Raw genomic sequence first — 25,187 nt, forward strand, 5'->3', positions numbered from 1 at the left:
GGGCAGCCAGTTCACTGCCCAAGCCTTCACCGGCGTGCTGCGGTCGGCGGAGGTGCAGATCAGCATGGATGGCCGGGGCCGCTGGATGGACAACGCCTTCATCGAACGCCTGTGGCGGTCCGTGAAGTATGAGTGCGTTTATCTCCACGCCTTCGAGACCGGCAGCGAACTGCGGGCGGGGCTTGCGCGCTGGTTCACCTACTATAACCACCATCGGTCCCATTCCGCGCTTGCCGGTAGGACACCAGCAGAGGCATATGGGCACATCGGCCCATCAGATCATGGGGGGCATGCCCCCCATGATCTGATGCCCGAACTTGCGGCATGACGACACCGGCTCGAGCTTAACTTCGCCGCAAACCTGTCCAGGAAGGCGGCACCACCTCAGTTCACATGCTTTGTAAAGCCTGGACGGCTTCTGTAATCGGTCAAGGTGCCATCCAGTTGGCGCGTCGCGCCGAACTGCGAGGGATACCTATCCGAAAATCACAGTAAAACCCGCACTGCCGGCTGGCCGCTACAGCCTACTATGGAATGCACTCAGCCCGCCAGCAGCGCTAACCTCGGATACTACACCACGTGCGGGGACGTGATCCGCTATTTCGGGGACAATAGAATGGATGGGAGCTTTGGCCAGAAACCCTCGCCTCCGCAGCTCCCATCCGGCTCAAAACTTCATGCCGACCCTGACACCATAGGTGCGCGGCGGGCGCAGATTGGCGGTGTTGAAGAGGCCGAACGGCACAGGAAAAGTGGAATTCATAACGGTCTTATCGAATATATTGTTGACATACCCGCCAATCGAGAAGCGATCACCGGCAGCGTGATAGACGCCTTGAACATCGGCCATCCAATAGGCTTTCTGATATTGCTCTGCCAGGAATTGCAGGCCAGTGAGCGTATCGGACTGATAACGCGCGGAGCCATCAAAAACCAGACGCGCTCCACTGGCGAAGGGAATGGTTTCCTGCAAACCCAGAACAAGCTTCCATTTGGGCGCGTTGGGCGGCCGCCTGTTCGAGCAGTCAACCACATAGATGGTCGTCGGCGCACCAACCGTGCTGCATCCTGTCCCATTGTTGATGCCGCCATTCGAATTGGGCGTATTATAAACGAAGCTGTTATACACGGCATCGAGAAACTGCACATCGGCGCTCAGCAGCGTGTTCGCAGTGGGCCGCAGCCGCATCTCGACCTCGGCGCCCCTCATTCTGGCGCGCCCGACGTTCTCTGTCCCGAAGATCGAGTGGCCCTGTGAATCATACGTCAGATGCGAAATCTGTTGATCCTTGTAAAGCCAGTCGAACAATTCCAGATTGATTTGCAGGCGGTTCCTGAAAAATCGGTTCTTGGACCCGAACGTCAGGGCACCGATTGATTCAGGGCGGAAAACTCCGGCATCGGTGGTTGTAAAAAAGCCGCCCGATTTGAAGCCTGTCTCGTAACTCACATAGAGCAGATTCGATGGCGTCACGTCCCAGTCCGCCGACAGACGGTATGTCGCCCGGTCAAAGCTGGCGTGCCTGGCGTTCGCGCCGGTCAAATTAATGTCTGTGGGAACGGTGATCGTGCCGTCCGGCGCCGGATTGAAATCCAGAGCGGGCGGCGTCAAAGCATAGGGGATGACCGATGCGGTCGGGCATCCCGGAACATAAGTGGGGAAATAGCTGGTGGGGTTGAGGCAGATACGCGTCGTGCCGTAAGAAACCGCACTATATTTCTTGTCTTCGGTCGTATAACGTCCACCGACACCCAGACGAAAGTTTTCGCGCACCGTCCATGTCAACCTACCAAATGCAGCCATGCTCGAAATATTCTGCGTATAGTTTTCGAAAATGGCATTCGCCTGTTCATTGACGCTGAACAGTGGAATTTCATTCTTCTCGTTATAATAGAACAGCCCCATGATCGCCCGGAGAGGCCCGATATCATTTAGAGCCAGCCGGCCCTCCATGCTGAATTGCCTGTCATGCTCCACTTGCCGCAGATAGAAGCCGGGGGCGTCCGACAATTGATCGATATTGCTGCGCCGATATGCCGGAACGAGAGTGAACGTCCCGATGGGGGCCTTGTATTCGATGGTGGATGCAATCCCCCAGAAACTGTTGCGCTGAAACCGGCCAGCCGAAATCGGATCGAACGTGCGGCCTAATATGGGGCTCGGTTGCGACGCATAATAGGCGCGCGCCTCCGGCGATTGGATACCGTAGCGGTTATCGATGCCCAACTGAACCGGGATCGCGCCAACACCAATATTATGCTGGCGGAAATAATCCCCCGTAATAGTGATGCTCAAGTTGTCCACGGGCTTTAATAGCAGCGATGCGCGACCACCCAGATCATTCTGGTCGTCGCTGCCGTCCTTCATGTAGCCATTGTGACGGACAAATGTACCGGCAACGCGCAGCGCCGCGTTTTCTTGCAAGGGCGCATTGATGGCGCCGTTGGCGGAGAGGGCATTATAATTGCCATAGTCTGCGTCGGCATAGCCCTCGAACGCCCCCAACACGGGCTTTTTCGTAATGACGTTTACAGCGCCGCCGGTTGCGTTGCGGCCGTAAAGCGTTCCCTGCGGCCCTTTCAACACCTCCACCCGGTCAAGATCGTAGAAGAAGCCGGTCGTCGACGATGGGCGCCCCAGATAGACCCCGTCCACGTTGAAAGCGACCGCGCCATCTGCAAGCGCCGTACCCGAGAAATTGCCGACGCCGCGCAGATAGAACAGCGAATAGGGACCACCCGCTGATATCACTTCCAGCGCCGGAACGATGTTGCTCAGCTCGGTGGGCTTGGAGATGCCTGCTGCTCTCAGCGATTCTCCAGAAACGGCACTGACCGCGACAGCTGCACGCTGCAGGTTTTCCGATCGGCGCTGCGCCGTCACGACTATATCCTGAATACCGTGATCGGCTGTGCTGGTGGCGGCTGTTTTGACACCATTGGCGTCCTGCGCCTGCGCAATGTCGTTGATGAACAGAAATGCCGCGGTACTAAGAAGTAATGTCCTTTTTCTCATGATAATCCTCCCTTGGTTCTTTTTTGGTTTCGTTCTCAAATCTTCGTTTGAGTAATGCTATTTTTCTTGCCGCTTAAAACACGCAATGGCAGCGGCAACCCCACCAGAGCACCGGTCTGTTTTTCCATCTGCCTCCACATTCCCTCTCGCATCCGGTGATTTCAGGCCACCGTCGCTCGACACTCGAAATCATCACGCGCGATGGGCAGATCACGCAGGCGCCGCCCGTTGGCCGCAAAGATCGCGTTAGCCAGCGCGGGAGCAGCAACAGTCGCCGCCGCTTCGGAAATGGTGCTGGGTGGATCATCGCTCGGCATCTGGATGACAGTCAGCGCCGGGCAATACTGCAACGTCAGCAATCGGTAATCAGCAAAGCCGGTCTGCTCCACCCGCCCCTGGGCGATCGAAATCCGCCCCCAAAGCGCCGCGCCAAGTCCGAACAGGAAACCTCCCTGAGTCTGCGCTTCCACAACGTCGGGGTTGATGACAATGCCATTGTCGACGGCCAGCACAGCGCGGCGTATCTCAAAGCCGCTCTTGCTTGCCGCAACCTCGACAATGGCCACCGTAACCGCATCTGACATATTGGTTATGGCAATGCCGCGACCGATACCCTTGGCCGGCTTCTTGTCCCAACCGATCTCCCGCGCGGCACGATCAAGAGCCGCAAGGAAGCGCGGCTGCCCGCTCAACAGCACTTTGCGGAACGCGAGAGTGTCCTGCCCTGCGGCATAGGCCAGTTCATCGACAAAGCACTCGGTTGCAAACAGGTTGTTGGTCTGTCCTACCCCGCGGAACCAACCCGTCGGGATGGGAACATCGATCTTCGCTGATGCTACCTCCACATTGGGAATCGCATAGATGGCGTTGGACGGCGTCCCGTCCACGCTCATCAAGTCGAAAGGAGCGAAATTGAAACCGGATGCGCCGGCAGGGCCGGTCAGCTTGTCCAGTTCCTTCAGATCGATGCCATACTCACGGAAATAGCGTGCGTAATTGTCGAGCAAGGACTGGCTGGCGCAGCGATGGCTCCACGCCACAATCTTGCCATCCTTGACCGCTCCGCGCAGGGTGGAACGCGATGCGGGGCGATAGAAGCCGTGTTGAATGTCTTCGGAACGCGCGCGGATGGCTCTGACCGGACCGCCCATGATGCGCGAGAGGACCATAGCTTCCAGCTCGCCGTCGATCTGCGCCCTGCGGCCAAAGCTGGACCCGATGGGCTGCTGATGCACCCGCACCTTGTCGGCCTCGAAACCGTAAAGCAGCTTGGCGGCGTGATAGATCATCGCTGGCGATTGCGTGCTTGACCAGACGTCGATGCCATCCGGGCGCACATGGGCAATCGCACTGGTGGGCTCCATGCAGGCATGATCGAGGTAAGGGGTGGAATATTCGGCCGAAACCGCGAGGACGCCAGGCTGGGCAAAACCAGCGGCAGGATCACCCACCTTGTGTGCGGGAATCAAGGCGTTCCGTCCCTGCCCCTTGCCCGCCACGCCGTTGCGAAGCATGGCATCGATCTTGGCGTCATCGATCACCGCCGCAGGATCCGGGTTTTCCCATTCGATGACCAGCGCATCAGCCCCTTGCAGCGCGCTCCAGCTTGTCGAGGCGATGCAAGCAACCGCATGGTCGAGCGCGATCACCCGCGTCACCCCGGCTACGGCCAGCGCCGCCTTGCTATCCACGGCCTTTACCCGAGCACCAAACTGCGGTGCGTGAACAAGCGCGGCCTGCACCATGCCGGGTACAGTCTTGTCAAAGCCGTAGCGGGCTTTGCCGGTGCATTTGTCAGCCATATCGATCCGGGCCTGCGGTTTGCCCAGAATGGCCCAGTCGGCACGCGGCTTGAGCGGCACATCCTGCGGCACGGGGAGACTGGCGGCGCCCGCCACAAGACTGGAATAGGGCGTTGAGCGCCCGTCTGGACCATGGACTTCGCCTGCCACCGCCCTGCATGCCTGCGACGGCACTTTCCACTCCTGAGCCGCCGCTTCCACCAGCATCTGCCGCGCCGCCGCGCCCAGTTGACGCAATTGCAGATATCGCCCCTTGAGGCTTAACGACGCGCCGGTCTTGAGCATGCCAAAGGCGGGGTTGGTATAGATCGGGCGGGCGGTCATCGGGACCGTCGTTATCCTGCCCCAGGGGATTTCCAGCTCCTCGGCAACCAGCATCGCCATGGCGGTGTTGGTCCCCTGCCCCATCTCCGCCTCGGCGTTGACCAGCGTAACCATGCCTCGCGCGTCGATGCTCAGCCATGCGGAGAAGACCTGTTCGGTCGCAACCGGTTCTGGCACACCGAAAGTCCGGGCGATCCCGCGATCGCCGCAGGCCAATGTCAGAACGACAGCGCCCGCCCCGCCCAGAAACCGCCGACGATCAACCTGCAGCGCTTCAGTCATGGATCTTTGCCCCATGTCCGGCCGCCACCATCATTGCAAGGCGAACTCGGGAAAATGTGCTGCAGCGGCAAATGTTCGTCATCTGCTGCAATAGCTCCGCAGGCTGCGCGCCCGGGGCTTCATCCACCAGCGCGGCAGCCGCCATGATAAAGCCGGACTGACAGAAGCCGCATTGGGCGACAGCGTTCTCGATCCATGCCTTCTGAACCGGATGGAGACCGCCGGGCGAAGACAATCCCTCAATGGTGGTGACAGGCCCCGAGACTTCGCCAATCGGCGTCACACAGCTACGCACGGCCTTGCCCGAAACATGGACCGTACAGGCGCCACACACGCCAATGCCACATGACAATTTGGTTCCGGTGAGCCCCAGCTCTTCGCGCAGCGCCCACACCAACGGCATTTCCGGCGGAACGCGTAGCTCTCTAGGCTCACCATTGACGGTCACCGTAATAATGTCTGCCACCTCCCTCGTCCTCCCTGAGGCGGCATCATAAATCGTGGAAAAGATAAGACAAATTTATATATGATATATTGCAATATCCATCATGTTTATTTTATGTCCTCAAAGCCGCTCGTCGATCAGCACACCCGCATTCTTTGAGAGAGAGAGAGAGATGACGCCGCGGCAGGACGCGCGCCTCTACTCCCGCGCCGGCCCACGCCCCGATGCGGTTGTTTTCTTATTTTGGGCCGTCCGACATGTGCGCTTGCCAATTTTGTACAAAAATTTCTGCGAGCAGATTGCGGAACCATCGATTGCCTGGATCTGCATCGGTACGCCTATGCCAACACATGAAGAATTCTACAGGCGGAATATAAAAGGGCAAAGGACGCGACGTCAGCGAGAAGGACGTCGGGATGCCCTTGGCGACATAGGCCGGCAGGGTGGCGACAAGATCGGTGCCCTGCAGCATGAAGTAGACGGACGAAAATCGCGGCGTCACCATGGTTACCTGGCGTTTTAAACCCATTGAGGCTAGTGCATTGTCGGCAACCCCCCGGAAATCACCGCGGAACGAGACCAGCAAATGCCGCGCATTAATATAGTCGTCGAGCGCACCTGATCTGCCGGGCATGATCGACTGATCATAGACCATGACATAATCGGCATCGGCCAGCTTTTGAGTATGCAGCCAGCTCGGGGCTTGGCCCGGCAGCACCGTGAGCATCACGTCAATGTCTTCGCGATCCTTGTAGGGGAGCGGCGAGCCATCGCTGTTGACCAGCCGCAGCCGAGCCAATGGCGCTTCCTGCGAAAGACGTTTGATGATCGCCGGCCCCATAAACGGTTCAAGGTCATCCACCGTGGCAATGGTAAAGGTGCGGGTCGACTGAGCAGGATCGAAGTCGGAAGAGACTTCGATGGCGCTGCGCAGCCTAGGCAGCAGAGGCCGGATACTATCTGAGAGTTCCAATGCGCGCAGCGTTGGCGACATGCCTGCGCGACTGCGAATGAAGAGCGGATCGTCGAACAAAGTTCTCAATCGCGTAAGAGAGGCGCTAATCGCCGGTTGGCTGCGCCCAAGCCGCACGGCAACGCGCGATACGCTGCGTTCCTCGAACATCGCTTCAAGCACCAACAGAAGATTTAGATCCATCCGGAGCAGAGGGTCAGCCATCATGAATTCCGTTTATAATTTTCGCGGTGCCGTTTATGAAGACTTATATAAAAATTCATTTCTATTGGCTTTACCGATAGGCGGCTCGGCATCAAAAGCGTCAGAACCGATGGGACGAAGGCGCGCACATGGGTTGTTACCTTGGCGTGGCATAGGCTGGCTCAATGCCTGACAAAGACGGCGGGCATTGGCCACCTCTAACAGAGGTGGCTCGGTCAGCCTGAACAGCGATTGGCCACGGATAAGTGGATCGTCTGCGGGTTGTTGTTTTCATATGCCGGTGGTGGGCCTCATGGAAGAAGCGCGTAGCCCGACTGGAATGATGCCCACCACCGGAGCCAAAGTCATGCTGCCATGGTCGTGGGCAGATTGTCAAAATAGGTTTGGTCGGGCGTTCGGGCCCCCAGGCTCGAATGCGGCCGCTTCTCATTGTAAAAACGCAAATATCGGCCAATTCCATTCCGTCGATGCCCGGCGTATGGGCGCCGCTTGACGCCAATACGACCCGAGCGGCCTCGGCAAGCCACACCTGATCGGCAATGAGCCGGAGAAGGCGATCAAACCGACGGATCGGATCGCTCTGGGCCCATGTCGCGAGCTTGTGCTGCATTTCACTGATTATCAAAGGTCTTCACCTCATTTGGTCAGGTAGTTTGCACTTCAAGCAGATTGAAGTGCCCCCCCTCGCCATGTGACAGGCTTTCCCGGTCGCGGACTACTGCGGGGACTCCGCCAGCATGGTGGACATCGGGGCCAACTCCCTTGGCATTCCATCATGCCTTCCCTCGTTCATATGCTGGACTTTCACGCGCTGGGGAGGCTGCCGGTCGCGGTCCTTGTCCTTGCGTCCTGCAAGTCGATGCCGATGCCATGGCCTGGCTGCGTTCTCTCCATGACTCCATGCGGGCGACCTACATGTACGACCGCAATCGGATGTCGCCGACATACGTGTCCGGCGCCATCATCAGCATTCCGCCTGTTAAACCGTGTAGGCGAAGGCGACATTTCAGCCCTCGGATGCGGATTAACCGGTTCGTGTTCCTCAACCTTCCAGCGCTACAGCCTCGGGGACCATCTCGGCGTAACGGCTTCACCTCAATCCCCTTTACCTGCGGGCTACGTCACCCTGCCAGTTGACGGCAGGTCACCGCCGCTTGGGCTCATGCCCCCTCGCAGCAGAGGGCATGGCATTCATTCAATTCCTCCTTTCTCCTTCGCATTCCAGTCATATGCTCGCGAGGCGCACTGTAACTGATGTCGGTGACCCACACCTGATTGGGCCGCGCGATCGGCAATTTCCGCAGCAAATACGGATAGATCCTGTGCCCAGGCGGGGGCTTCGATGTGTTGGGGCGGCGATAGATCGCCTCGATGGCCATCCTCTTCATCAAGGTAGCGACGTGGCAGCGGCCAATCGCGGTGCCCTCCTGGCGCAGCAAATCACGCAGCATCCGGCTGCCCGCAAACGGGTATTCCAGATGCAATTCGTCCATCCGCCACATGATACCCAGGTCGGTGGCAGACACGGGCGCTGGCAGATAATACACGCTGCTCCGGCTGATCCCCAGTGCCCGGGCCTGGCGCGCCACCGGCAGGCCGTGTGACCGATCGATCATCGCTTTGCGCTCGGCAACAGACCCGCTTTGCCGAGCGCGCCTGCCAAAAAGATCCTATGCAGACCGCCAGGATTAGCCGGCATTCTGACGGCAGTGTCATTCAGGAGATTGACCATGACGATCGAACAGGAGCTTGCTTTCCCACCATCGAACACCCAGACCGTTTATGCGGCGATCGAACTGAGCAAGAAGGACTGGGTCATATCCGTGGCGCATCCCGGCCAGCCGAAGCCGAGCATCTATCGTCTGCCAGGCGGTAATTTTGATGCGCTGGTGGCACGACTTCGCAAGGTTGCCGGATCAATCGCAAGAATCGTGATCTGCTATAAGGCGGGCTATGATGGTTTCTGGTTGGCCCGGCGCCTGACCCGTTCAGGGATGGAGTGTCGCGTGCTGGATCCGGCCAGCCTGCAGGTGAACCGCCGTGCACGCAGAGTAAAGACGGATCGTATCGACGCCCTGATGTTGCTCCGGGCCGTCATTGCTATCGACCGTGGCGACCATCATGTATGTGCTGTCGTGCGCGTTCCCGATGTCGAAGAGGAAGATGCGCGCCGATCACACCGCGAACGGCAGCGCCTGGTCGATAGTGTTGAAAAACTTGGCCTTGCAGTAATCGCATAGTCCTGATTCACTGTGCCTGTCGTTGGGAGACAGGCTGATGATGGGTGCTCGGACGGTGGTGCAGGAGGCGCTGTTTTACAGCTTCAGCCTCGAGGACCACGTGCCGCAAGGCCACCTGCTGCGGGCGGTTGACCGCTTTGTGGACCTGGATGGTATCCGGGAGAAGCTGCGGCCATTCTATAGCGAGACGGGCCGCCCTTCGATCGATCCCGAGCTCATGATCCGGATGCTGCTCATTGGCTATTGCCTGGGCATCCGGTCAGAGCGGCGCCTGTGCGAGGAAGTGCATCTCAATCTGGCCTATCGCTGGTTCTGCCGCCTCGGCCTTGATGGAGCGGTGCCGGATCATTCGACCTTCTCAAAGAACCGCCACGGCCGCTTCCGGGATAGCGACTTATTGCGGGAATTGTTCGAAATGACTGTCACGCGCTGCATCGAGGAGGGATTGGTCGGTGGCGAGGTTTTTGCCGTTGACGCCAGCCTGATCAAGGCCGACGCGAACCGCCAACGCGGTGTGCCCGGCGAGGAGGGCTTGCCCCCGGACATCGTCAACCATGCTGCCCGGGAGTATATGGAGGTGCTCAATGCCGCAGCGTTTGGGGCTGCATCGCCCGTCACGCCCAAATATCTGTCGCCTGCCGATCCCGCGGCGCGCTGGACAAGCGCCCATGGCGGGCAAGCCTTCTTCGCTTACAGCACCAACTATCTCATCGATTTGGCAAACGCCGTGATTGTTGACGTTGAAGCCACCACGGCCATTCGTCCCGCCGAAGTGACAGCGCAGCGAACGATGATTGACCGAACACAGGAACGTTTTGGTATCTGGCCCCAGCGTCTGGCCGCCGATACTGGTTATGGCGATGCTGCCAATATCGCCTGGCTTGTCCATGAGCGCGGCATCGAACCGCACATCCCTATTTTCGATCACGTGGGGCGCCGGACCGGAAGTTACCAGCGCACCGAGTTCCGCTACGATCACCGACGCGATCTCTATGTTTGTCCTGGCGGCAAAGAGTTGTTCCCGCGTCGCAGGAACTTTGCGGCGCTGCGGGGCGACGTCGATTAGGACGGGTTTATCCGCTACCGCGCCAGCAAACATGACTGCGACGCCTGTGCTCTCAAGCCACAATGCTGCCCCGGTCAACCCAACCGCAAAGTGGCCCGATCTCTCCACGAAGGCGCACGCGACTTGGCAAGGGATCTGTCCCAAACCGACGCTTATGTCACATCCCGCCGCGAGCGGAAAAAGGTTGAGATGCTGTTCGCCCACCTCAAACGCATCCTGAAGCTGGATCGCCTGCGCCTGCGAGGTCCAAACGGTGCAAAGGACGAGTTCCTCCTTGCAGCCACCGCTCAAAACCTCCGCAAGTTGGCAAAGCTGATTCCGATGCCCGCCGCCCCGGCGCTCGCATAACCGGGACGGGCCTTCCAGACCGTGCCCAAGCTGGTACCAGCCTCGATCTCAGTGGCGGGTTTTTCAACAATATCGGTCCACGAGCGTACTGCGCATATTAATCGGATCAAAGGCCTGCTTTTTGGCCAGGGGATAAGGGGCATCGAACCGAAACTGCGCGCGACGCAAATTGATTTTGCTTCCCTTGTCACCGCGGAAGGCAGATCGCTTCCCGAACGTCTGCTCCATGAACTCGAACGTGAATATTCACGGCTGGCTCTGGTCGAGGAGCAGATCCGCTGCGTTGAAAAGGAGCGCGATATGGCGGACGCGCAAGACCCTGCCATCGAGCAGAAGCGTCAGATGCTTCGCCTGTTGCCCGGGGTTGGCCGAACGACTGCCGCGATTATGGCACGGGAAATCTTCTCGCGCCAGTTCAGCAGCCGTTCGCACCTGGGATCCTATCTCGGGCTGACGCCAAGTGCCTACGACAGCGGCTCTACCACGAAATGCCAGGGCATCTCAAAAGCCGGCAACAGCTGGGCCCGGCGCATCCTCGTCGAGATCGCCTGGATCTGCAGCACAAACATCCCGAAAGCCCGCTGACGAAGTGGTCCAGGGCACGAACACAGGGACAATCGTCGCGCATGCGCCGGGTCATGCTGGTGGCCATGGCCCGCAAGCTGGCGATGACGCTCTGGCGCTATGTCGAAACCGGCCTCGTTCCTGAAGGACTGACAATGCCGGCCAAGGCCGCTGCGACTGGCTGATCCGCGTTTGAAAGTTCAGGCCCCGGCCAGGGCCTGAAAGCGGGGTGACGGGCGTCGAGAGTACGATTGGTGCGAATGCACCGGCAAAAAGTGTGAAACCGTCCCCTTGAGCGTCTGATACCAAGGTGCAATGATCAGAACCCATGTGCCCATTGGCGCATCCCGATCGATCCACCTTAAGGTGAATAACCGCCGACCAAGGCAACATCGATCATCCCCAAGTGATAATCCTTGGCAAAAGCGGGGAAGGATCGCATCACGACGCCAGTTCTGCGCGGAGCGAAAGAGGCGTTACAATTAACGCCAGACCCGCACCATACATCGCCTTGAGAACGAGTGCAGGCACCGGCGCGATCGAGGGTGCTCCCACCAGCCAGACAAAGACGGCGATCGACGCCGTGCCAATGAATGCGGATCCCACCGCCAGGATCAGCCCCCGCGGCAGCAATTTGGCGGGCAGGAAAGAGCGATGGCCAATCCGCGTCAGCGCCCCTGCCTTCAACTTTCGCCGGGCGAGCGCGCCGGGAACGAGAACACTCATAAATGTGGTCATGAAGCTTTGCGGCAGAAAATCGGCTATCCATTGCCCGAAACCCCAAAGCTGCACCGGCCCATCCAAACCAAATACGACAAGAAATACAACCGCAGAGATAACGGCGTTTATCACGACACTGATGCGGGTTTCATTGCGAACATAGGCTTCCATGGCAGGGAGACTGCTCATCGTTTCACACTCCAATCCGACATGCGCAGCACAGCGCATCGCCAAAGTCGCACCCACGACACGCTTAAAAACCGCCCAACCTATTTCTTGTTGCACGACACACCATCATATTCTCCAATATAGTTATTTGCAATTAAATTCCATTTAAACTGGAAATATCTTTTAGAAAAATATATATAAAAATATTGCCCATATGAATATAGAATGTTCATCGGCGAATCTATTTCAGATGTTGTTAGATAATTTTAAATTATCAGAATTTAGTTTGTAAAGTCAGCCCATATGTACGCGGCGCCCCATAAGATGCCACCGAGCTAGTATTACTGGAATTGGAATAGAGCAGAACCGCCTCGTTTCCGATATTTCTGACCCATCCTCGAAGGCTGAACCTTTCGTCCGCAGTGTTGAAGGTGATCGATGCGTTCACCATCTCGAAGGACTTCTGCCTGCGCAGATTATCGACATTTGTAAAATATCCATCGTTATGATTCCAATCGACGGAGAAAACCATATCCCCGGCGCCGACAGGCAAGGTGTAGAGCCCTCCAAGGCTCGTGCTGAAGTCAGCCGTGACCGGGATCCGATTTCCACGCGCATTGAAAAGGGTCTGAATAACACCCCCCGCCGGATTGGGCGTGTTCATCAGTGCATTGGGGAAATCGCCAAAACGGTCATGAATCACCGTCGCGCCAAAGTTCAGTTTCATGCGCGAACTGATGATGGCCTCACCGTCAATGTCGAGGCCGTAGATTTTCGCCGATGGCCCGTTGACGATGCCAACCGTTCCGGTGGGAAGAGGCTTAGGCACCTGGATATTGGTGTAATCATAATAGAAAATGGCGGGATTGAAGCGCAGGCGTCTGTCCAGCAGATCCATTTTCAGTCCAGCCTCATAGGCATCGAGAACTTCAGGTTCGAACGCAGGCTGCTCAGGCGTGCCTAGATTGAACCCGCCAGCCTTGAACCCGCGATTGTACGAGGCGTAAAGCAGGATATTATTGATCTTGTGATCGACACTCACGCGCCACGTAAGCTTGTTGAACTGCTTGGACTGATTGCCAGTGCCAGGGGGCAGGAGGTCGATAAAGGACCCGTCAGGCAGCTGCGCAGAACTCATGCCGTCAATGCTGCGCCGCTCTGACGTATAGCGTAAACCGCCTGTGATATTTGTCGAAGGTCCAACCGGTACGGTCACCTGACCATATCCCGCGTAGGAATCGGTCTTCACAGTCCCAGTGGTTCGCATCCGAGAAAATGGAAAGAAGGGAGAACCCGGCTGGTCCAATGGAAAGCCAATGACAAGATCGCTGGGAACATAGGCGCTGTACCCGTGGAAATAGAAGCCACCCAAGACCCACTTGATATAGGATGATTTATTCGATTGAAGCTGCAGCTCCTGGCTAAACTGCCGGTCGTTCTGCTTGACAAAAATGCCTAGCGCCGGGACCGGAGTGAGATCGAAATCGAAAGCAAAATTGGTGGTTGAGCTGCGATAGGCCGAGATACTGACGAGTTGGATGCTGCCCAGACCTTGGTCGATCCTCATCGCCGCGCCGCCGCTGCTGCTATTCTGTTTCGGCTCGACATTGGTGTTGACATCCCACGGCGAACCTGTTCTGGCCAGACCAAACAGTGGTTGTTCACCGGGGAAATCCCGAAATGCGGGATTATTTCCGCGCGTCTGTGAATAGTCGCCGCTCAATCGAATGGCCGTATTGGGTCCAGGCTCCCACAACAGCTTGGAGCGCAGGCCAATGTCGCTGTCGGTCTTGTTAACGTCGCGCCCGGTTGCCAGATTCGTTCCAAAGCCCTTACCCTGATGGCTGCCGACAAACGAAATATCGATGGCAGCATTATCGGAGAGCCCGGTTGTGAGATAGAGGCTTCCTGAAAGTGTTTGGTAATTTCCATAAGACAAACTGGCCGAGCCGCCAGGCGTCCTGGAAGGATCTTTCGTGACGATGTTGATGAGACCACCCGTGGCGTTGCGCCCGAACAACGTGCCTTGCGGTCCCTTCAACACTTCAACTCGCTCGATATTGTTGAATGAGAACAGGGAGGCCGAGGAAGCGGCATAATATACGTTGTCGACATAGACCGCGATGGAATTTTCAAGACCCGGCCCAAATGTGGAGGCGCCGATCCCGCGGATTTTGGGCAGGAAATAGCCCGAGGCATTATTGACGGTCAGCGCCGGCGTAACAGTCGCCAAAGCCTGCGCATTGGTGATACCCGCGCTCGACAACCTCATTGCACTTACAGCGGTGACCGAGATAGGCACGTTCTGCAGATTTTCGGCACGGCGCTGCGCCGTGACCACAATTTCTTCCACAGTCGCTGGTCTGGCGTTGATATCCGGCCTAGCTGAGACCGCCGTCTGAGCATGTGCCGGAACAGCCAGAGCCGACGCGAGCACGCATGTGGACAGTAAAAGATAAGTTTTCATTATGGTTCCCTCCCATGGTTATAAACCGCCCGCTCTTTGACGTTGGCCGCGTTGACGGCCACCGACATTGCCGCCGCGGCCCTGATCCGATGGATGCAAGGGCAGTCGGTCAAAAAGGGGGCGTTTTACAATGGCCGCCTGTTCATCAGGTCGGTCTTCTCTCTTGTTTTCAAAATTGTCATACGGCAGCGATGACTATACTGGAAATCGATATTCCGCATGGTCCTATTCATCGAATTAATGGGAAGGGCTGTAGCTGGTGACGTGACCATCCCGGCTCCTCGCTCGTGCACATTTGCAGTTCAAATATTAGCTCCCTGAGCCATTTGTGGCCAGAGTCGTACTGATTGCGGGAATGCCACAAGGCCAGCGCGCCAACGGGCGCCATCGGGATGGGCGGCGGCACAAAACATAAGTCAGGCCAATCCCGAAATGCACTGGCGGTGAGACTATCGAGGACCGCGATGAGATCCGTGCCCAGCACGGCGGCGGGCACTGCAAGGCTATGGGGGACCTGAAGCGCGACCCTCCTGCGAATACCGATCGCCTGCACCTCATAATCGGTAACGAGACCTGACCGCGCCCCCGCGACCTGAACATGTGGCAGTTCCTTGAAGGCCTCCAGACTCAGCGCCCCGTCCTTCAATCGCGGATTGCGCCGATCCACCACGCAGGTCATGGGAATGGTGAAAAGCGTACGACTTTGCAGTTCGGCTGAAATTTCAACGAAGGCGTTCAGGGCAAGGTCGATCTTTCCGAGCCGCAATTCTTCTGTTGCCTCAGCCGCTGCGAGGTCGACGACGATCAGGTCCATCTTGGGCGCAAGCCGCCTTAATGCAGGCATCAACAAAGGGAGCACACCAAAAGCCGCCACATCCGACATACCCAGAATAAAACGGCGATCAGACTCGGTGGGGACGAATTCGATCTTTTGGTTCATTGCGGCGCGCAATAGCGCGAGCCCCTCTATGATATAGGGGGCCAATTCCTGCGCACGCGGGGTCGGCTGCATCCCTGAACCGTCACGACAGAATAACTCATCATCTAAGAGATGCCGCAACCGTTTGAGCGCATGGCTCATGCTTGGCTGGCTCAAACCGATCGCGGCTCCGGCATGTGTTACGCTCCCGTGCTTCAGCAAGGCTTCGAACGCGAGCAGCAGGTTCAGGTCAACGCCCGCTAGATTGACTGGTGCAGACATGATTTATGCGATCTTTAAGACGGCTGATCTGTGCGATCCAGCCTTCTTCAGTCAAAACCGTCAGAATGCGGGTCCAGATGCCCAGGCAATTCCATCTCGTCGGAGAGCCGTCATTGACTGGACAGTCGGTCCAGCGACCAATACACCTGCGCAAGCGGATAACACCAGATATCACATGTCGGCCATCAAACCGCGGTGCTTCGGGCGGGCGATCAGTCAAACGTGGTCCGATCACTGCGCACGCCCGATCCGACAACCAAAACAGCAAACACAACATCCCAAACAGCCTCCGGCTTCAGCAGAGAATCCCAAATTCAAGGGTCTCGAGAGTTTTCAAAATCAATTTCGAGTTTGAGCCTGAGCCATACCCATTTCCCACCTCCGGCAAAGCATCGACAATGAAAGCGTCCCAAGCACTCCATGGCCAGTTCGCCCCTTCGCCGCCTGCCCCGCGCCAGAGCGTTCAAGGCGCCGCCTGCTCCTCCTTGACCAACCTTTCGATCGCCCGTCGTGCCATCACAGCGCCACCGTCGCCTGACAGTAACCAAGGGCGAAGTTTCCAAAAGTCCCGGCCCCGCATATTGTCTTGCACGGCCTTTATCATTGGCCCGTCCTCGGTTGTGAAAGCCGCCATCACGGCACGGGTCGTGATGTCCGTCATCGCCTGGTCCTCAAGGGCCCAATTGCGAACGGCCCGGAACACGTAATGGGTCGAATCGGGGGTTGCCGGGGTCAAGGCGTGGATGGCCTCGATCTTCAGCTCTTTGGTTGTCCGATCAAGCCGCGAGGATGCCCCCGATGAAATGACCAAACGCGCCGGGGGCGACCATTCGACCTTGAGCCAGCCATCTGAATGCGCACCGCCCTCTGGCAAGAAAGGGGCGAACAGAGCCATCGCCTGACTATCCTCCCAGGTCCAAAGGCTGGTGATTTTATTGCCTTCGCGTGTGATTTTAGGGGTCTGCCCTGTAACCGCCCCGCCGGTTCCAAGCAGGCCGGGGTGCAGAAAATCGGCGTGGCTCAGATCGAGCAAGTTATCGATCACAAGCTGATAATGGCCTGACGAGTTGAACAAACCTTCCGCAACGGCGCTTGCCGGCAGATCGAGGAAATCCAGTTCAGGAATGTCGTTGGTGGGATAGCCAAGGCCCGTCCACAACCAGACAATGCCGCGATCCGCCTTAACGGGATAGCTTCGCAATGGCGCCGCTTTGGGAATAACCCCTTCACCATGGGGGTTCCGGACACAATGCCCTTTGCTGTCAAATTCCAGCCCATGATAAGGACACGTGATGATACCCTTATCGATCCGCCCCATACTCAATGGAGCAAACCGGTGCGGGCAAACATCAGACAGCACACTGATGTCATTCTGAGAATTTCGGAACAAGACCAGAGGCTCGTCCATCACCTCGCGCGAGATCATTTGGCCCGGTTCAATCTCGCTCACCAAGGCAACCGGGTACCACGCCTCACGAATATAGTTCGGGTTCATGATGCTCTCTCCCAGTTGGCTGGCGCTCGTTGACGGATGCAAGACCACCGCACCGCAGGACAGCGCCAGCCTTTTTTATAACGACCTAATGCGTAAACTATGGCTTGGGCGAAAAGAATCCCACTGACATCCCCCCATCGATGCCGATCGCCTGGCCGTTGATTGATCGCGCGGCCGGGCTTGCCAGAAACGCATAGGTCGCCGCAATCTCATCGGGTTCCGGGATATGCCCGGTCGGCATTCCGGCGCGCATCGCTTCCACCGGGATACCATAAACCGCCGACGCCTCGTGCAACATAGGCGTGTTAATGGGCCCCGGAGTGACGCAATTGGTGCGGATACCATCGCGTCCATGATCGATTGCCATGCAACGGGTTAGGTGGATCAACGCCGCCTTGCTCACCGCATAAGCAACCGCATTGGGCACGTAGCGGTGTCCCGCGAGCGCCGCGGTAAACAGAATTGCCCCGCCGCCACGCTCCCGCATAATCGGCACCGCTTCGCGTGCCAGTCGAATGCCCGCCATAAGATTGACATCCAGCACGCGCTCGAAATCAACATCTGGCACCGTCTCGACCGTGCCAGATGTCCCGATTGCGGCATTGTGGATCAGAACATCCAGACCACCGAACAGCTTGGACGCCTGCCCTACAATCATCTCTCCGCAACGCGCATCCGCAAGATCGATCATTATGGCCTCGGCCCGGCCTCCGGAGCTGCCAATCTCCTCAAGAACGCCGTCGCAGGATACGCGGTCACATAGGAGCACGCGATATCCCTCGCGTGCAAAGCGCAGCGCGGTCGCCCGCCCTACCCCCGAACCCGCCCCAGTGATAGCCGCGACCCGGCTTGATACCGGGGCCGTCACGACTTGCCACTCCGAAAGAGGAACGTGAGCAAGAAGATGAGGATGCGGGGGCTGAGGAGCTTCAAACCCTTTCGCGCCTCATCCGGTGACAGGCGTGCAGACATTGGCATGGTGCCGAAAACCTTGCCCTTGATCACAAGCTCGCCCGAGGAAATATCGAGCGCCGTCACCTCCATGAGGCTGCTTCGATCCTGCGAGAGTATCTTCACGAGATCACCTTGTCGAAATCCATGCCCAGATCGTCAAACATGCGGATTGCCGTACCGCGGCCCGCGCCGAACACGCCGCCACCGGGATGGAGGAAGGGACCGACAAGGTACATCCGCTCAACCCCGGGCACCGTATAGTTGCCAAGGTCGGGCGTTGGCCGGTGCGCCGCGAACTGATTGAGATAGGGGGCGCAGCCGTGGATGTCGCCGCGCTGGAAACTGGGCGAGCTTCGTTCCAGATCAAGCGGCGAGTCCGAATGCACGGCAATGATGTTTTCAGCATCAAGGTTGTGGCAGAACAGTCCGATTTCATCAATTATATGCTGCTGATGCTGCTCCTTGATGCGATCCCACGCCGCAGCGCCGCCATCGGCAAGCTCATAAGGTGCATAGGAAAAGGCGTAGAAGGTCGCCTTGCCTTCAGGAACGCGCGTCGTATCCGCCACCGATGGCGAGGAGGCCCCGATCAAAGGCTTTTTAGGCAAGCGACCATATTTCATGTCGTCAAACTTGCGCAGGAAATCCTCCATCCCACCCGAGTGCAGTTCGACCACGTAACCATCATCGACATTCTCGTCGCTCTTGAAGCGCAGCGGTTCATTGAGCGCGGCATGGACGGCGAAGGCACTGTAGGCCGCCTGCTGCACACGCTCGGCGCGCTGAACAACGCCTGTGTCGAGCCCATCGATGAACCGACCGAGCAGATGCGGGTGGATCGCGCCGATGACGGCGTCGCGCGCCATGATTTCTTCATTATTGGCCGTCCGCACGCCGGTTGCGCGGCCCCCGCTGACGATGAGTTTGGTAACCGGTGTATCGCAGCGGATCTCGCCGCCATGGCTCTTGATGCAATCGGCAAGCGCCCGCGACAATTCGCCGCTTCCGCCCACTGCCGCGCCGCACCCGTAGCGTTCGATGGCCGCGACAAAAAATAGCAGGCCAATCCCGGTGCCACGCTCGAAGGGCGCCGCCAGATTCTCGCTCAGCAATTTGAGGAAATGCATGCGGACTTTTTCATTCTTGAAGCGATCGCTCACCAGATCCCAGGCACTGCGCTGCAGGATGTCCAGCATCACGCGGCCTTCAAGGCTTTGATCCAGCATCGCAAACGTCGCACCAAAAGGTGCCGGCGGGACGAACATGCCAGCCGTAAGCATGGGCAGGAGCTTGGCGCCAAGAGCGGAAACTTCCGCGTAGGCCTGCGCGTCTTCGGCAGAGAAACGGGCGATCTCCGCCACATTGGCGGCCGGGTCCATGAACATGCTGATTGAGGAACCGTCCTCGAAGATCGACACGAACGGGCGCTTGGGGAAATTGTATTTCAGGCCGAATTTCGACTTTAGCCCCAACTCATCATTCACAATCAGCGGATTGGCCTGAAGCATGATGTGGCTCATGCTGTGCTGGTCATGCCTGAAGCCGGGAACCGTCAACTCCCGTGTGACCACGCCGCCGCCGAAGAAGGGTTTCGCCTCAAGGACGATGACCTGCTTTCCCGCTTTGGCAAGGTAAGCCGCAGCGACCAGGCCATTATGCCCGCCCCCAACAACAACGATATCATGTTGCGCCATGGACATTTCTCTCCGTTCACTATCGATTCGTTGACTCACTTTAAATGACAGTTTAAATCGAGGCAACAACTTCGCGATCTCAGATTGCCGGGGGAGCAAGTTGGACGATACATCGGTTGCGCCAGGGGGAGATAACATGACCGCCAATCGGCTGAAGAAAGGCCCAGGAACCACACGCGCCCGTATCGCCGAAGCGGCTACCAAGCTGTTCTTTTCACGAGGCTATAACGACGTGCGAATAGCCGAGATCGCAGCTGCCGCTCACAGCAATATCGCCTCGGTCAACTATCACTTCGGAAGCAAGGAAAGCCTGTTCGCCGACATCTTTACCGCTGAATGCGAGAAGGTGGCGACGGCTCGGTCGGATCGGCTGGAAGCGTTGCTCCGGGCGAATACAGCCCCCATGCTCGAAGACGTTGTGCGAGCATGGCTCGATCCGGTTTTCGAAAATCACGCGATCACCGAAAACAGAATCATTTTCACCCATCTCATGGGGCTCGTTCTCTGGTCCGACGTCAACGACAAAATCAGAGAGACGATGTCCAAATCGCTCGCTGTCGTGGATCAACGCTACATTGAGGTCCTCGCCCAGATCCGTCCCGACCTCTCACGCGATGTAATTGCCTGGCGCATGTTCGGTGCGCTGGGCGCCTACTCACTCACACTGGGCCATCCAGAACTCATCGATCAACTTTTTGCCGGCGCCACCAGCAGCAAGCATGCCACTGATCGATTGGGCGATCATCTCTTGGCCTTCATTACCGGCGGGCTGGCAGCTGCGGCCCCGCCTTCCGACTCAAAGGATGGAAACCAATGACCTTGAGCAAAGATATGCGCGCCGTTCGCTACCACCGGCGCGGAACGCCTGATGTCCTCATTCTGGAGGAAGTCCAGCGCCCTGTTGCCGGTCCGGGTCAGGCGCTGATCCGGGTCGAGGCAGCGGGGGTAAATTTTGCGGACGTCGTGCAGCGCGGCCATGGCTATTATCCGGCATCCATCACTTTGCCCGCTATCGCGGGCAGCGAGTTCATAGGCTGGATCGATAGCGTAGGCCCGGGCGTCACGCTTCAAACGGGAACTCGGGTCATCGGCTCCTGCCCGGGGGCCGGTTACGCCGAATATGTCGCGGTGCCCGCCGTGCAATTGGCATCTGTCCCCGAGGATTTGCCCGCGGCGGTTGCGCTCGCACTGTTTATCCAAGGCCTGACGGCGTGGTTCATGCTGACAGAAGCCGCGAAATTGGCCGCCGGGGAAGCGGTGCTGATCCCAAGCGCAGGAGGTGGGGTCGGCTCTTTGGCCGTGCAGATCGCCGCTGATCTTGGCGCAGGCCATATCGTGGCATTGGCAAGTTCCGAGCAGAATCGTCATTACGCACAGACAGCGGGCGCTACTGCCGTGATCGACTCATCTCAATCGGACTGGTCAGACGAACTCACTCGGACGCTTGATGGGCGAGCGCTGGATATCGTCCTCGACCGCGGCGGCGGAAAGTCGATGTTGGCTGGCCTTTCACTGCTTGGGCCGTTTGGTCGATTGGTTGTGTTCGGCTCTTCCGATGGCCAACTGCTGGATGTGCCGGTCGGTGATCTTTTGGAACGCAGCATCAGCGTTACCGGCTTCTTTCTGGCCACCTATTTCGCCCATCGTCCCCACGTACTGGGTGCTGCGCTGGACGCGCTCGTCCAGCGCTGGCGGGAAGGCCGCGTAAAACCGCTGCTGGGCCCCTCTTTCGCTTTGGGTGAGGCAGCAGCAGCTCACGCCTTGCTGGAAAGCCGGACCGCATCGGGCAAAATAGTTCTGGAAGTGTCATCGCAGTGATCCGAGCCACCGCGAGATGGCGTAGAGGCGCGCCTCGGTTCTTCGCCGGGCGCGTTCTACGATGTGGCCGATACCTTTCTTCGTGACAAAAAGAGGGGCGCAAAGGTTGAACTTTGCGCCCCTTCCATTTAGCCGCAGCGAGAATTACGCAACGATGCTGCGCTCCTCCACGATGAACAGGATCTCCGAACGGCGCTCCAAAAGCGGCAACAGCGTGGATTCGGCTTCCTCGATCGCCGAGCGATAGGCCGCGATGGCCTGATCGGCATCCTGTGCATCAAACCACAGACTGTCCACGCCCACATAGGAGCTGAGCGGGGCATTGGCGATGAAACCGGCGGGAAGTTGGGCCGCAAAGCCGTCGAGGCTGATGCTGCGCGTCATCCTACGCAGCATCGGTTTCAGGGCGGAATGGTCGGCAATCCGCCTTGCCTCGGCTTGCCACTGCGCCTCAAAGCTTTCGGCGTCAGCCTTGCCATTGCTGGCGATAAAACGCATCAACTTCAACCGCGCGGTGCCGGGATGGGCCACCGGTTGTTCCTCCACCTGCGTTGCCAACAGGATAACCCGGCTTTGGCACACGAAGTTCAACTCATCGGGCTGAATGGTATCGTGGTAATATGGATCGGCAAGCGATCGGGCGAAGGCCGTGCCATCGGCAAAGCTGATCTCGCTAAATGAGTCGAAATCGGCACCAGAAATCCAGCCATCCTCCTTGGTGCCAAACGCGGCATCAAGGATGTGGTTTTGCATATATGTCTCCATGCTGCCCGGATTGTGCGCAACGGTCGCACCGTGGCAATGTTCAGCGTAGTACGAATACTCGGCATGGGTCATACCGGCCCGGCGACGACCGCCAATGATGATTTTCAGCATTTGTTGATCCTGATAAATGCTCCCACCGGCCAGATACGATTCCGGTGCGGTTGGGATCGGGTGGAATGGGCTCAAAAAAGCAGGCGTTGGTGAAGAGTCGCCTTCAGGCCACAGCTTGTTCGGCGCGGATCATCGCGGCCAGCTTGCGCCTTGCGCGGATCGCTCCTGTATCGGGCGACAGAACCAACGGCCTAAGGTCCATCAGTTCGGCACTGCCGACAGCGTGCTGTTGTGCCTCGACCATGGGCTTGTCTTCTTCCATGAAGACATGGGTAATCACCTCTGTCACGATGGCGTTGTATTCGGCATCATGCTGCCGAAAGCTGCGCAATTGGCGTAGAAATAATGGGTGGTGGTGAGCGTTTCAGGCGTCATGATGTGAAATGCCGCGGCTCCCACGGGACTGTCATCTGGCCGCTCGATCTCGATGGTCAGGGCCATGGCGCTGGGGGCGGTCCAGATCACCTGGGTACGCTGACGGGCAGGCGTTGCCGGGTCGGGCATTTCCCGAGCGAAGGCGGGGGGCACACTGTCGCTGTCCACCTGCCAAGTGATCGTTACTGTGCGATCCTCCTCCTTCACCCCGGCGTTGGACCGTGAGATCGAACCTCCCCCCAGTGTGTCGGCATGCAGATAATCGACATGGCTGAGGTCCATAATGTTGTCACTAAGCAATTGGTAATTGGCCGCAACGTGCAACATACCACGCATGCGCCCGGTCTCTGGCGCGGCGGCCAGCAGCGTGTAGTCCGGGATCAAAGCCGGATCGGCCAAGGCGGCATCGCCCATCCACACCCAGATCATCAAGCCCGCCTCTTGGGTGGGAAAAGCACGGATGGCAGCGTTAGGTGCGATGCGCCCGTCGCCATGAGGATTGCGCGTGCATTGCCCGCCAGGGCCAAAGCGCAGCCCGTGATAGGGACATTGCAGTTCATCCCCTTGGCGCTGGCCCATGCTGAGCGGCACAAAACGGTGGCTGCACCGATCAGCCAGTGCAAGCACCACCCCATCCGTACCGCGATAAAACACGATGCGCTGTGACAGAATCGTGCGTGACAGCAGCGCATCTGGGCCCACTTCATCTGCCCAGGCCGCCATATACCAGGCATTTTGCAAAAAGCTCATTTTCACTCTCCCCAACTTTATGCTGGGAGTGAAGATAGCCACAGTTCTTCGGTGGCTTATATACCCGAAACTTTCTAAAATCGGCTCAATTCGCTCAACCCTGCGCTTTATGCTGCGCCTTCAGATAGTCGCGGGGCGACATGCCATAACACCGGACAAAGGCGGAGCGAAAGGCCCGTTCAGACTGATAACCGGCATTCTCGGCCAATTGCGCGATCGGCAGACGCTGGCTCAGCATCATATCGCGCGCAGCACTCAGCCGGACGCCCAGCACGTAATCCATGGGAGGCTGAGATAACAGTTCGGAAAAGCGGCGCGCAAAGGTTGATCGTGCCATGTTGGCCTCGCGTGCCATGGTATCCACGGTCCATTTCGCCATCGGCTGTGCATTTACCAGCGACAGGACGCCCCCGATCTGCGGATCGGAGAGGCCTTTGAGCCAGCCAGTGCCCGCGCCCGAATCGCTGGCGATCCAGGACCGCAAAAAGCTGGTGAACATCAGATCGGCCAGATGCGATGCAGTCGCCGTATAGCCGGGCAGATGCCCACCCTTCTGCTCAACCAGATAGGCGGAAAGGCTGGACAGCCATGGGAAGATGGTCTCCGCTTCTTGCCGGATAACAAATGAGGGCGGCAGGTCGGAGAGTACAGGGTTACGGTCAGGTTCTCGCAACAGATAGGCTAACGCCAAAATACGCGTGCGCGGCGTGCCATCCCCCATCGTGAGGTGCAAAGGCGCGTCGCGTCGCGGGGTTAAACGTCGCTGCGCCATTCCGCGAGAGCAGGTCGAGCAGCGCCAGAACCGGCGCATCAGGATCGCTGGCAAAGCTGTGGGGCGTGCCGTTGAGCACAATGGCGGTTTCGCCCGCCCCCAGCCACGTGCCCGGCGAACCCGCGGTGCATAACCAGCAACGACCTTCAAGCACAGTCAAGCTACAGGCGAAATCAGGCATTACCTGCGTCAGACCAAAGCCCCATTGGCCACCGAAATCAAACACCCCAATCGAATTGGAAAGCACCTTGATCGACAGCAGAGCGTTACCAAGCAAATCCATCTTGCGCCGCCAATTTCCTGTCCTGGGATGAGACGCACAATCTTAACCAATCAGCGGCGTGCAGCAAGCACCCCCTCCCCACGGTTGAGTGAAAGTTCATTACAAAACGGACCCTTCTAGATGGACACGTCTAGAGCCTATATCGATAGCAGAGTGGCCATTTTGATTTGGAGAAGTCTTTGAAACATGGCAGATTTGGCTTTATGCAGCCCATTCCTGTCGGAGCGAAAGCATTGTCACGATAAAGGCGAGACTGCTGTCTAGTTGCGGAACGTCATTGGGATCAGATAGGATGGGGCATCGCGGAGAACGCGTGGCGTTTCACCGCTGTCAGTGACGAGGTGCTGTGA

22 protein-coding genes and 4 pseudogenes are annotated in these 25,187 nt (G+C 58.1%); 7 read left to right on the forward strand and 19 right to left on the reverse strand.

The features are described 5' to 3' along the window. Window positions 1-328, forward strand: a 328-nt coding sequence (locus FHT19_RS23920) for an integrase core domain-containing protein (protein WP_169477088.1), incomplete at its 5' end; no start/stop codon positions are given. A 339-nt stretch (window positions 329-667) separates the two neighbouring features. Here FHT19_RS23920 and FHT19_RS23925 read toward each other — a convergent pair. From FHT19_RS23925 to FHT19_RS23955, 7 genes and pseudogenes are all read right to left on the reverse strand, one after another. Continuing rightward, entirely contained in the window at window positions 668-3,016 is a 2,349-nt protein-coding gene (locus FHT19_RS23925) for a TonB-dependent receptor (protein WP_168558058.1), read from the reverse strand. 161 nt (window positions 3,017-3,177) lie between these two features. After that, on the reverse strand, window positions 3,178-5,424 hold the full coding sequence (locus FHT19_RS23930; RefSeq protein WP_168558057.1) for a molybdopterin cofactor-binding domain-containing protein: 2,247 nt from the start codon (window positions 5,422-5,424) through the stop codon (window positions 3,178-3,180). After that, entirely contained in the window at window positions 5,417-5,890 is a 474-nt protein-coding gene (locus FHT19_RS23935) for a (2Fe-2S)-binding protein (RefSeq protein ID WP_168558056.1), read from the reverse strand. Before FHT19_RS23935 ends, FHT19_RS23930 begins: the two co-directional genes overlap by 8 nt. A 217-nt stretch (window positions 5,891-6,107) precedes the next feature. Then, entirely contained in the window at window positions 6,108-7,046 is a 939-nt protein-coding gene (locus tag FHT19_RS23940; RefSeq protein ID WP_169477089.1) for a LysR family transcriptional regulator, read from the reverse strand. A gap of 344 nt (window positions 7,047-7,390) precedes the next feature. Then, a pseudogene (locus tag FHT19_RS24545) lies at window positions 7,391-7,501 on the reverse strand (integrase core domain-containing protein); the annotation flags it as partial. 2 nt (window positions 7,502-7,503) lie between these two features. After that, window positions 7,504-7,671 (reverse strand): annotated as a pseudogene (locus FHT19_RS24825) (group II intron reverse transcriptase/maturase); the annotation flags it as partial. A 622-nt stretch (window positions 7,672-8,293) separates the two neighbouring features. Next, a pseudogene (locus FHT19_RS23955) lies at window positions 8,294-8,716 on the reverse strand (IS3 family transposase); the annotation flags it as partial. Between the two features lie 60 nt (window positions 8,717-8,776). Between FHT19_RS23955 and FHT19_RS23960 the strand changes: the two are divergent. From FHT19_RS23960 to FHT19_RS24715, 4 genes and pseudogenes are all read left to right on the forward strand, one after another. Further along, window positions 8,777-9,286 carry a transposase gene (locus tag FHT19_RS23960; RefSeq protein WP_168558053.1) on the forward strand — a complete coding sequence of 170 codons (510 nt, stop codon included), beginning with the start codon at window positions 8,777-8,779 and terminating at the stop codon, window positions 9,284-9,286. Window positions 9,287-9,323: 37 nt separating this feature from the next. Further along, window positions 9,324-10,700 (forward strand): annotated as a pseudogene (locus FHT19_RS23965) (IS1182 family transposase). A gap of 21 nt (window positions 10,701-10,721) precedes the next feature. After that, window positions 10,722-11,285, forward strand: a complete 564-nt coding sequence (locus tag FHT19_RS23970; protein WP_168558052.1) for a transposase — start codon at window positions 10,722-10,724, stop codon at window positions 11,283-11,285. A gap of 41 nt (window positions 11,286-11,326) precedes the next feature. Then, on the forward strand, window positions 11,327-11,449 hold the full coding sequence (locus FHT19_RS24715; RefSeq protein WP_282436644.1) for a hypothetical protein: 123 nt from the start codon (window positions 11,327-11,329) through the stop codon (window positions 11,447-11,449). A 256-nt stretch (window positions 11,450-11,705) separates the two neighbouring features. On the opposite strand, the gene FHT19_RS23975 is transcribed toward FHT19_RS24715, so the two are convergent. The 7 genes from FHT19_RS23975 to FHT19_RS24005 all read right to left on the reverse strand — a co-directional run bounded on the left by FHT19_RS23975 (window position 11,706) and on the right by FHT19_RS24005 (window position 19,963). Further along, window positions 11,706-12,173 carry a hypothetical protein gene (locus tag FHT19_RS23975; RefSeq protein ID WP_168558051.1) on the reverse strand — a complete coding sequence of 156 codons (468 nt, stop codon included), beginning with the start codon at window positions 12,171-12,173 and terminating at the stop codon, window positions 11,706-11,708. Window positions 12,174-12,426: 253 nt separating this feature from the next. Next, entirely contained in the window at window positions 12,427-14,619 is a 2,193-nt protein-coding gene (locus FHT19_RS23980; protein WP_168558050.1) for a TonB-dependent receptor, read from the reverse strand. Window positions 14,620-14,848: 229 nt separating this feature from the next. Beyond that, window positions 14,849-15,820 carry a LysR family transcriptional regulator gene (locus FHT19_RS23985; RefSeq protein ID WP_168558049.1) on the reverse strand — a complete coding sequence of 324 codons (972 nt, stop codon included), beginning with the start codon at window positions 15,818-15,820 and terminating at the stop codon, window positions 14,849-14,851. A gap of 463 nt (window positions 15,821-16,283) precedes the next feature. After that, the gene (locus FHT19_RS23990) at window positions 16,284-17,315 is read right to left on the reverse strand and encodes an aromatic ring-hydroxylating dioxygenase subunit alpha (RefSeq protein ID WP_168558048.1); all 1,032 of its coding nucleotides are present in this window, start codon (window positions 17,313-17,315) and stop codon (window positions 16,284-16,286) included. A 97-nt stretch (window positions 17,316-17,412) separates the two neighbouring features. After that, window positions 17,413-18,183, reverse strand: a complete 771-nt coding sequence (locus tag FHT19_RS23995) for an SDR family oxidoreductase (protein WP_168558047.1) — start codon at window positions 18,181-18,183, stop codon at window positions 17,413-17,415. Continuing rightward, window positions 18,180-18,392 carry a hypothetical protein gene (locus FHT19_RS24000; protein WP_172343187.1) on the reverse strand — a complete coding sequence of 71 codons (213 nt, stop codon included), beginning with the start codon at window positions 18,390-18,392 and terminating at the stop codon, window positions 18,180-18,182. Before FHT19_RS24000 ends, FHT19_RS23995 begins: the two co-directional genes overlap by 4 nt. Further along, a complete protein-coding gene (locus FHT19_RS24005) occupies window positions 18,389-19,963 on the reverse strand; it encodes an NAD(P)/FAD-dependent oxidoreductase (protein ID WP_168558046.1) in 1,575 nt (524 codons plus the stop codon). The genes FHT19_RS24000 and FHT19_RS24005 overlap by 4 nt, the downstream gene beginning before the upstream one ends. Before the next feature lie 136 nt (window positions 19,964-20,099). Here FHT19_RS24005 and FHT19_RS24010 point away from each other — a divergent pair, with 136 nt between their 5' ends. After that, on the forward strand, window positions 20,100-20,780 hold the full coding sequence (locus tag FHT19_RS24010) for a TetR/AcrR family transcriptional regulator (protein WP_168558045.1): 681 nt from the start codon (window positions 20,100-20,102) through the stop codon (window positions 20,778-20,780). Beyond that, window positions 20,777-21,781 carry a zinc-binding dehydrogenase gene (locus tag FHT19_RS24015; RefSeq protein ID WP_168558044.1) on the forward strand — a complete coding sequence of 335 codons (1,005 nt, stop codon included), beginning with the start codon at window positions 20,777-20,779 and terminating at the stop codon, window positions 21,779-21,781. The genes FHT19_RS24010 and FHT19_RS24015 overlap by 4 nt, the downstream gene beginning before the upstream one ends. A 144-nt stretch (window positions 21,782-21,925) precedes the next feature. On the opposite strand, the gene FHT19_RS24020 is transcribed toward FHT19_RS24015, so the two are convergent. From FHT19_RS24020 to FHT19_RS24035, 5 genes are all read right to left on the reverse strand, one after another. Beyond that, a complete protein-coding gene (locus FHT19_RS24020) occupies window positions 21,926-22,657 on the reverse strand; it encodes an EthD domain-containing protein (RefSeq protein WP_169477090.1) in 732 nt (243 codons plus the stop codon). A 103-nt stretch (window positions 22,658-22,760) separates the two neighbouring features. Then, window positions 22,761-22,988 (reverse strand): hypothetical protein, encoded by a 228-nt coding sequence (locus FHT19_RS24310; RefSeq protein WP_248290639.1) that lies wholly within the window; start codon window positions 22,986-22,988, stop codon window positions 22,761-22,763. Beyond that, window positions 22,943-23,782 (reverse strand): aromatic ring-hydroxylating dioxygenase subunit alpha, encoded by an 840-nt coding sequence (locus tag FHT19_RS24025; protein ID WP_211185070.1) that lies wholly within the window; start codon window positions 23,780-23,782, stop codon window positions 22,943-22,945. Before FHT19_RS24025 ends, FHT19_RS24310 begins: the two co-directional genes overlap by 46 nt. A gap of 94 nt (window positions 23,783-23,876) precedes the next feature. Further along, complete coding sequence (locus FHT19_RS24720; RefSeq protein WP_168558041.1) at window positions 23,877-24,503, reverse strand: AraC family transcriptional regulator; 627 nt, start codon at window positions 24,501-24,503, stop codon at window positions 23,877-23,879. Beyond that, window positions 24,442-24,837 carry a cupin domain-containing protein gene (locus tag FHT19_RS24035; RefSeq protein WP_168558040.1) on the reverse strand — a complete coding sequence of 132 codons (396 nt, stop codon included), beginning with the start codon at window positions 24,835-24,837 and terminating at the stop codon, window positions 24,442-24,444. Before FHT19_RS24035 ends, FHT19_RS24720 begins: the two co-directional genes overlap by 62 nt. Between the last annotated feature and the right edge of the window lie 350 nt (window positions 24,838-25,187).

Origin of the sequence: Novosphingobium sp. SG919 (assembly GCF_012932495.1) — a bacterium.
GTDB lineage: Bacteria > Pseudomonadota > Alphaproteobacteria > Sphingomonadales > Sphingomonadaceae > Novosphingobium > Novosphingobium rhizosphaerae.

Excerpts from the sequence above, each read along its gene's own strand:
- FHT19_RS23925 (WP_168558058.1), bottom strand. The coding sequence starts at position 3,016 with ATGAGAAAAAGGACATTACTTCTTAGTACCGCGGCATTTCTGTTCATC.
- FHT19_RS23930 (WP_168558057.1), bottom strand. The coding sequence starts at position 5,424 with ATGACTGAAGCGCTGCAGGTTGATCGTCGGCGGTTTCTGGGCGGGGCG.
- FHT19_RS23940 (WP_169477089.1), bottom strand. The coding sequence starts at position 7,046 with ATGGCTGACCCTCTGCTCCGGATGGATCTAAATCTTCTGTTGGTGCTT.
- FHT19_RS23960 (WP_168558053.1), top strand. The coding sequence starts at position 8,777 with ATGACGATCGAACAGGAGCTTGCTTTCCCACCATCGAACACCCAGACC.
- FHT19_RS24715 (WP_282436644.1), top strand. The coding sequence starts at position 11,327 with ATGCGCCGGGTCATGCTGGTGGCCATGGCCCGCAAGCTGGCGATGACG.
- FHT19_RS23975 (WP_168558051.1), bottom strand. The coding sequence starts at position 12,173 with ATGAGCAGTCTCCCTGCCATGGAAGCCTATGTTCGCAATGAAACCCGC.
- FHT19_RS23980 (WP_168558050.1), bottom strand. The coding sequence starts at position 14,619 with ATGAAAACTTATCTTTTACTGTCCACATGCGTGCTCGCGTCGGCTCTG.
- FHT19_RS23985 (WP_168558049.1), bottom strand. The coding sequence starts at position 15,820 with ATGTCTGCACCAGTCAATCTAGCGGGCGTTGACCTGAACCTGCTGCTC.
- FHT19_RS23990 (WP_168558048.1), bottom strand. The coding sequence starts at position 17,315 with ATGAACCCGAACTATATTCGTGAGGCGTGGTACCCGGTTGCCTTGGTG.
- FHT19_RS24005 (WP_168558046.1), bottom strand. The coding sequence starts at position 19,963 with ATGGCGCAACATGATATCGTTGTTGTTGGGGGCGGGCATAATGGCCTG.
- FHT19_RS24010 (WP_168558045.1), top strand. The coding sequence starts at position 20,100 with ATGACCGCCAATCGGCTGAAGAAAGGCCCAGGAACCACACGCGCCCGT.
- FHT19_RS24015 (WP_168558044.1), top strand. The coding sequence starts at position 20,777 with ATGACCTTGAGCAAAGATATGCGCGCCGTTCGCTACCACCGGCGCGGA.
- FHT19_RS24020 (WP_169477090.1), bottom strand. The coding sequence starts at position 22,657 with ATGCTGAAAATCATCATTGGCGGTCGTCGCCGGGCCGGTATGACCCAT.
- FHT19_RS24025 (WP_211185070.1), bottom strand. The coding sequence starts at position 23,782 with ATGAGCTTTTTGCAAAATGCCTGGTATATGGCGGCCTGGGCAGATGAA.
- FHT19_RS24720 (WP_168558041.1), bottom strand. The coding sequence starts at position 24,503 with ATGGGGGATGGCACGCCGCGCACGCGTATTTTGGCGTTAGCCTATCTG.
- FHT19_RS24035 (WP_168558040.1), bottom strand. The coding sequence starts at position 24,837 with ATGGATTTGCTTGGTAACGCTCTGCTGTCGATCAAGGTGCTTTCCAAT.